Source organism: Acidobacteriota bacterium (assembly GCA_040752915.1).
GTDB lineage: Bacteria > Acidobacteriota > UBA4820 > UBA4820 > DSQY01 > JBFLVU01.
Genome location: JBFMHB010000103.1, coordinates 1 through 6,758, shown reverse-complemented (window position 1 = coordinate 6,758; position 6,758 = coordinate 1). Strand labels below are relative to the sequence as shown.

The following is a 6,758-nucleotide window of genomic DNA, read 5'->3' as shown; positions in this document are numbered from 1 at the left end:
CCCTCCCATTGACACCCCCCCCGCCTCGACCTACCGTTTCTCCGGGGAGGAAGCGCATGGACAGCGAAGCCGCGTCCCGCCGCCGGTTTCTGGAACGCCTGGCCGGACTGGGCGGGGCCGCCTTCGGAGCGGGCCTGCTCCTGTCCTCGCCGGCCCTGAGGGGAAGGGCCTTGTCCCTGTGGGCCGAGGCCGCGGAGCGCCCGGGCCTGACCGATCTCCTTCGCCGCGCGCCCGTGGCCCGCTACTGGGCCCCGGCGGGAGCCGCCTGCGCCGACTGCCATTCCACGGCTCCGGAAGGGAATGCCGCCAAGGGCCACCGAAAATCGGCCCCCGTGAGGTGCCTGCTCTGCGCCCACGGGTGTGTCCTGAGGGACGGCGAGCGAGGGCGGTGCCGGGTGCGCATCAACGTCCGGGGCGAGATGCGGACGTTGAGCTACGGACACCCCGTCGCGGAGCACGTGGATCCCATCGAGAAGAAGCCTTTCTACCACTTCCTTCCCGGCGCCCAGGCTTACTCCCTCGCCACCGCGGGCTGCCCCCTCCGGTGCCGCTTCTGCCAGAACTGGGAAATCTCACAGGCCTCCCCCGAGGATTACGGCTCCGACTTCGTCCCGGCGGGCGCCCTGGCGAACCGAGCCCGCGAGATCGGCGTGGCCTTGCTGGCCTTCACGTACAACGAGCCCACGGTCTTCGTGGAGTACTTCAGCGACACGGCGCGGGAGGCCAAGAAGCACGGCATCCGGTCGGTCCTCGTTTCTTGCGGATTCATGAACGAGGAGCCCTTGAAGGAGATGATCGAGGTCCTTGAGGCCATCAAGATCGATCTCAAGGGGTTTTCGGAGGACTTCTACCGCCGGATCTCGGGCGCCGAGCTCCGGCCCGTGCTTCGCAGCATCCGCCAGGTGGCCCAGGCCGGCCGGCACCTGGAGATCGTGAATCTCGTGGTGCCCACCCTGAACGATTCGGCCCGGGATCTGGACGAACTCTGCCGGTGGGTCGCCGGGGAGGCCGGGCCCGACGTTCCGGTGCACTTCACGCGCTTCCATCCCGATTACCAGATGCTCCATCTGCCGCCCACGCCCGTGGCCACGCTCGAACGCGCCCGCGAGACGGCGCTCCGGCACGGCCTGCGTTACCCATACGTGGGCAACGTGCCGGGCCATCCGGGGAACCACACGTATTGCCCGGGGTGCGGGAAGATCGTGATCGAACGAAACGGGTTCTTCGTCACCTCGAAGAGCCTCAAGGACGGCGCTTGCGCCTCCTGCGGGCGAGCCGTCGCGGGGGTGTGGTCATGAAAGCGTTCACGATGCTGACCCCACTGGTTCTCCTTCTGGCCGGCCTCCTCTGGAGCGCGTCCGCCCCCGCGGCGCTGCGCGAGCCCGCCCACGCCGGCCGCTTCTACCCGAGCGATTCGAAGAAGCTCGAGGCCGCCGTCCGGGCTTTTCTCGAGGACGCCGTTCCTCCGTCCGGAGAGCGCCCCGTGGGCCTCGTGGCCCCCCACGCGGGCTACGTCTTCTCGGGGCAGATCGCCGCCGACGCCTACCGCCAGGCCGCAGGCTTCGAGTACGACGTGGTGATCGTGCTGGCCACCAACCACACGGTGGAGCCCTTTCCCGGCGTGTCCGTCTTCGGAGGCGACGGGTACCGGACCCCCCTGGGGCTGGCGAGGGCAGACCGCGGCCTGGCGCGCACCCTTCACGAGGCGGACCCTTCCTTCGCGTACCGGCCGGAGGCCCACGCCCGAGAACACTCGGAGGAGGTACAGATCCCCTTCCTCCAGGTTCTTTTCCCCAAGGTCCCCGTCCTCTCTGCCGTCGTGGGCTCCGCGGAACCGGGGGTCTGCAAGCGCTTCGGCCAGGTCCTGGCGCGCGCCCTCGCCGGCCGGAAGGCCCTCCTCGTGGCCTCCACGGACCTCTCCCACTACCCCGGATGGGGGGACGCGGTGGAGGCCGATCGCCGGACTTTGGAGGCCGTTGTCAGCCTCGACGCCGACACCCTTCGCTCGACGCTGGACCGGGAAGAGAGGCGGGGCCGGCCTGGCCTCCAGACCTGCGCGTGCGGCGAAGGCTCCCTCCTGTCCCTGATGGAAGCCGCCAAGGCCCTCGGCGCCCGCCGCGGAGCCGTGGTCAGCTACGCCAATTCGGGGGACACGGTTTTCGGCGAGCTTGACCGGGTGGTCGGATACGGCGCCGTCGTCCTGACCGCCGGGGCTGGACCTTCAGACACCACCGCCCTGAATCCCCCAGCCGCCGCGGAGGCGGTCGGCCCTCTCCCGGCCGCCGACCGGGAGACCCTCCTTCGGCTGGCCCGGCGCACCCTCGAGCGGTACTTCGCCACCGACACGGTGCCCCTCCCGAGGCCCGCCTCCCCCGCTCTGCGGGCCGAGCGGGGCGCCTTCGTGACCCTCCATGAGAAGGGCGAACTGCGAGGCTGCATCGGGCACATGGCTCAGGACACCCCCCTCGCCCTCACGGTCAGCCGCATGGCGATCCAGGCGGCCCTCCACGACACGCGCTTCGATCCCGTGCGCCCCGAGGAACTGCCCCATCTGGAGATCGAGATTTCCGCCCTCACCCCCTTCGCGCGGGTTCCCGGCCCCGGCTCCGTCGCCGTCGGCCGCGACGGAGTCCTCATCCGGAAGGGAGGCCGCAGCGCCGTCTTCCTCCCCCAGGTCGCCACCGAGCAGGGGTGGGGCCGGGAAGAACTCCTCACTCACCTCTGCCGAAAGGCCGGCCTTCCCGATGACGCCTGGCGGGGACCCTGCGAGCTCTTTACTTTTCAGGCCGAGGTGTTCGGGGAGGCGAAGCGCGAAGAACGGTGACGATTCAGCCGGGCGGCCCGACCGGTCGAGCCCGGATTCCTATGGGGACAGGACCATGCCGACCCAGACCGTGCGGCCCCGTCCGGTGCCGCCGAAGAAGTTTCTCTCCGGGCGGTCGTTGAGGTTCCGGCCTTCGATCTCCAGGGTCAGCCGCCGGCCCGCGGCAGGCCACGAGTAGGCCAAGCGGGCGTCCACTTCCGCGTGGCCGGTCCGGTTGGCCCTCTGCCAGGCCCGCACGAAGAGGCCCGCCTCCAGGTTCTCCACCCTGTAGGTCAGCCCGGCGACCTCGTGGTGCCGGAGCTGGCTGCCGACATACCGGCTCTCCAGGCCGGGCGGAATGCGGGCCTCCTGCTGGAGGAGCGTCGTCGCGAAGCTCCAGGCCCATCCCCTCCCCAGGGAACCCGACAGTTCGGCGCAGATCCCCGCCACGTCCTGTTCCGCGATGTTTTCGGCCTGCAGGGGCCCATGCCTCCCCTCGGGTCGGACGAAGTCCACGAGGTCCCTCCCCTGGCGATAGAAGGCCATCAGGGACGCCTTGGAGGAGTCCCCCTCGCGCTCCAGTCCCGCCTCGAAGCCCCAGGCGGACTCGTTGCGGAGCGCCTCGTCCCCGAGCGTGGCCGGGCTTTGCGTGTAGAGTTCGGTGAAGGACGGGAGGCGGTAGGCCCGTCCCGCCGACACGTGGGCCCTCCATCCCCCCCCGAGTCCCCGCCCCGCCGTGAGGTGGGGCGTTCCTCGAAGCGTGCCTCCGAGGGACTCCATCCTCAGGCCGGCCAGGACCGTCCAGGGCCCGATCCCCCAGGACCCTTCGCCGAAGGCGTCGCCCCTCTTTCTTCCGTGCGCGCCGAGCCGGTCCGAGGAGATCCGATCCGCGGCGGCCTCGAAGCCGAACAGTCCGGCGCCTCCCGGGACGCTTCCCCGGACGGTGGCGCGGCCCCAGTAGCCCTCGGTCGTGTGGGTCGCTTCGTACCACTCGGGATGGGCCCGGTCCAGAATGAAATGGTCGCGTTTCCGCCGGATTCCCGCGGCCACCTCCCAGGCGCCCCGTGAATAGGCGCCCCGGAGGTAGCCGCCCCGGATCGCCTCCCAACCGTCGGGGAACTGGTCCGAATAGGCCTGCCAGGCGCCGAAGCGCTTGTCCTGGTATCCGGCGGAGAGGTCCAATCCGCCGAGGCTGAACCGCGCGAAGAGATCCGCTCGGTTCTGTTCCGTGTCCGGGGCGTACCCAGAGTCCGAGAGAAGGCTCGCCGCGCCGAGGAAGCCTCCCCCCGAGAGGAGAACGGAGCCCCGGCTCAGGCCCCTCCGGCCCCGGAGCGCCCCCGCCTGGAACACCGGCTCCCGCCCAGGGCGGCGGGTCACCACCTGGACCACGCCTCCGAAGGCCCCGGGGCCATAAGCCGCCGAGGCGGGCCCCTTGAGCACCTCCACACGCTCGATGGCCTCGGCGGGGGGGAGGAATTCCAACAAGTGGTGTCCCGTCTGGGGGTCGGTGATGGGGAACCCGTCCACGAGAAGGAGGGCCTGTTCGAAGGTCGCCCCCAGAAGGTTCAGGTCCGCCTGACCGCCGAACGGAGACCGCTGATAGAGGCCCGCGGAGGGGAAGTAGAGGAGAGAGGAGACCGGATCGAAGACGGCCAGTGCGGCCGTATCCTCCCGGGTCAGAGTCGACGTGGGCCGAAGACCGAGGCCCAGAAGGGAGCCCGTGACCGTCACCTCCGTGGAGCCGATCGCCTCGGCCGGCGCCGCCGCACTCTCCTCCTGGGCGAGGGCTCCAGGCGCGAGGAGAATCAGGAGAACGGCCAAGGCGAGCCCCGAGACGCGCCATCCAAACCGGCGGAGCTGGGCAGGCCGAGTTCCCCCTCCGGAACGCCTCTTCTTCATCCGCCTTTCCTCCATCAGCGACGGGCCGCCTTGGTGTCCAGCCTTGGCCGAGGGCCGGGACCGTCGGGCATTTTGCTCCGGAGGCCCTGTGGCGTCAAGAAAACACGGCGGCCGAGGCACCGCCGGCAGGCCGGGCCGGTCTCCCGAGGACCCGCCCCGTCTCCAAGAACCGGTCTTTCCCCTTCCTCCCATCGGACCTTCGCCTGGTCACTCGCGCCCCGTTGGGGTCTAATGTCCCCATGGGAGCGGCGCTCTTCGCGGTGGGGCTCGTTTCGCTGTTGGGCCAGGTGGTTCTCTTGCGGGAGGCCCTGGTAGCGGCCTATGGAGCGGAGTTGGCGGCGCTGGTGGGGCTGGGGCTCTGGCTCCTGGGAACCGCTCTCGGGTCGGCGGCCGGAGGGCGATTGAAGCCCCCTTCGACGCGCGGGGCCAGACGCCTGGTCCTGGTCCTGGGAGGCGCGGTCCCCCTTATCGCCCTCTTCCTCCGGGTCTCGCGTCCCCTCCTCGGCGGTGTCCCCGGCGCTTTCCTCCCCGCCGCACTCCAGGCCGCCGTGGTGGCCTTGGCCTTCCTTCCCCCGGGTTTCCTTTCGGGGCTCCTGTTCCAGCAATGCGCCGCCCTCGCCTCGGCGGAAGGAGGGACCTACTCCAAGGCTTATGCTATGGAGTGCGCGGGCTCGGCGGCGGGGGGGCTTCTGGTGACGGTCCTCCTCGGCCTGGGGGCCTCCAACTTGGCCGCCGGCTTTCTGGCGGCCCTCCTGGCCGCCATCGGGGGTCTCGCGGCGTTCCCCGCCGGAGCGGGTCCGAAGTGGGCCCCCGCATCCGCCGCGGCGGGCTTCCTCCTGTTCCTTCTCCTGTCTCCACGCTTCGACTTCCTCGCCACGCGGGTGGTGCACCCCGATCTGGCGGCGGTGCTCGACACGCCTTACGGCCGCCTCGCGGTCACGCGGCGGGAGGGCCAGGCGGCCCTTTACTGGAACGACGCCCTGACCTCCGAGAGCCAGGGCCCCTCGGCGGAGGCCTTCGTTCATCCCGCCGCCCTCGCCGTCCGCTCCCCGCGCCGGGCTCTCGTCCTCGGCGGGACGGCGGAGGGCGTGGCGGCCCAGGTGCTCGCCCACGGCTTCTCTTCCGTGGATGCCGTCGAGGTTCACGAAGGGGCGGCGGCCCTCGCCCGGCCCTTCCTACCGGAAGGCGTCCGCCGAGCCCTGGAGAGTCCGGCCCTCACGCTCCGCTTTGAGGACCCCCGGCGCGCCGTGGGCCGAGGGGGCCCCTACGATTTCATCCTCGTGGCGATGGGAGAGCCCGACTCCGGCCAGTCGAACCGCTTCTTCACCCAGGATTTCTTCGTCGAATGCCGCCGCGCCATGACTCCCGACGGCGTTCTCGCGCTGAGGCTCCGCTCCGCCGAGAACCTGTGGAGCCCGGCCCTCCTTTCGCGGAACGGGAGCGTGCACCGCGCCCTCTCGGCCGTCTTCCGCCATGTCCTCGTCCTCCCCGGGACCACGGCCCTCTTCCTGGCCTCCTCCGAGGCCCTTCCGCGCGACCCGGAGGTCCTGATCGCCCGGTTTCAGGCGAGGGACATCCGGTCTTCCTTCGTGACCCCTTCCTTTCTCCGCTACGCCCTGACCAACGACCGGCTCGCGAAAACGGAGTCTCTCCTGAACTCCTCCTCCGCTCCGGCCAACCGCGACGCCCGGCCCATCTGCTATTCCACCACTCTCCTCCTTTGGGCGTCGCGCTTCTTTCCCAGGCTGGGACTCGAAACCCCAGGGGCCTTCGACTGGTCGGCGGGACGCGCCGCCGGAGCGGCGGCCTTGATCCTTTCCGCGGCCGGGGCTGGGCTTGCGCTCTCTCGGAACCGGCCCCTTCGCGGGGCGGTGGTCGCCTTCGGGGCCGGATTCGCGGGGATGGTCCTCCAGTCGGCCTTTCTGCTCTTCTATCAGGCCGGGCGCGGGGCTCTCTACGGCCACATGGGAGTCCTCCTGGCGGCGTTCATGGTGGGGCTGGCGGCGGGCGCGTGGGCCGCCGGGTCGGGCTCGCCGGGCGCCTCCTCCCTCCGCCT

4 protein-coding genes are annotated in these 6,758 nt (G+C 70.9%); 3 read left to right on the top strand and 1 reads right to left on the bottom strand.

Annotated features, from left to right (window positions below):
• Positions 1-56: 56 nt before the first annotated feature.
• Together amrS and amrB are read left to right on the top strand one after the other, a co-directional pair.
• On the top strand, positions 57-1,298 hold the full coding sequence (gene amrS, locus AB1824_12705) for an AmmeMemoRadiSam system radical SAM enzyme (GenBank protein ID MEW5765824.1): 1,242 nt from the start codon (positions 57-59) through the stop codon (positions 1,296-1,298).
• Entirely contained in the window at positions 1,295-2,824 is a 1,530-nt protein-coding gene (gene amrB / locus AB1824_12700) for an AmmeMemoRadiSam system protein B (GenBank protein ID MEW5765823.1), read from the top strand. The genes amrS and amrB overlap by 4 nt, the downstream gene beginning before the upstream one ends.
• A gap of 39 nt (positions 2,825-2,863) precedes the next feature.
• On the opposite strand, the gene AB1824_12695 is transcribed toward amrB, so the two are convergent.
• Entirely contained in the window at positions 2,864-4,702 is a 1,839-nt protein-coding gene (locus AB1824_12695; protein MEW5765822.1) for a TonB-dependent receptor, read from the bottom strand.
• 239 nt (positions 4,703-4,941) lie between these two features.
• On the opposite strand from AB1824_12695, the gene AB1824_12690 reads away from it, so the two are divergent.
• On the top strand, positions 4,942-6,758 hold a 1,817-nt coding region (locus AB1824_12690), incomplete at its 3' end, for a hypothetical protein (GenBank protein MEW5765821.1).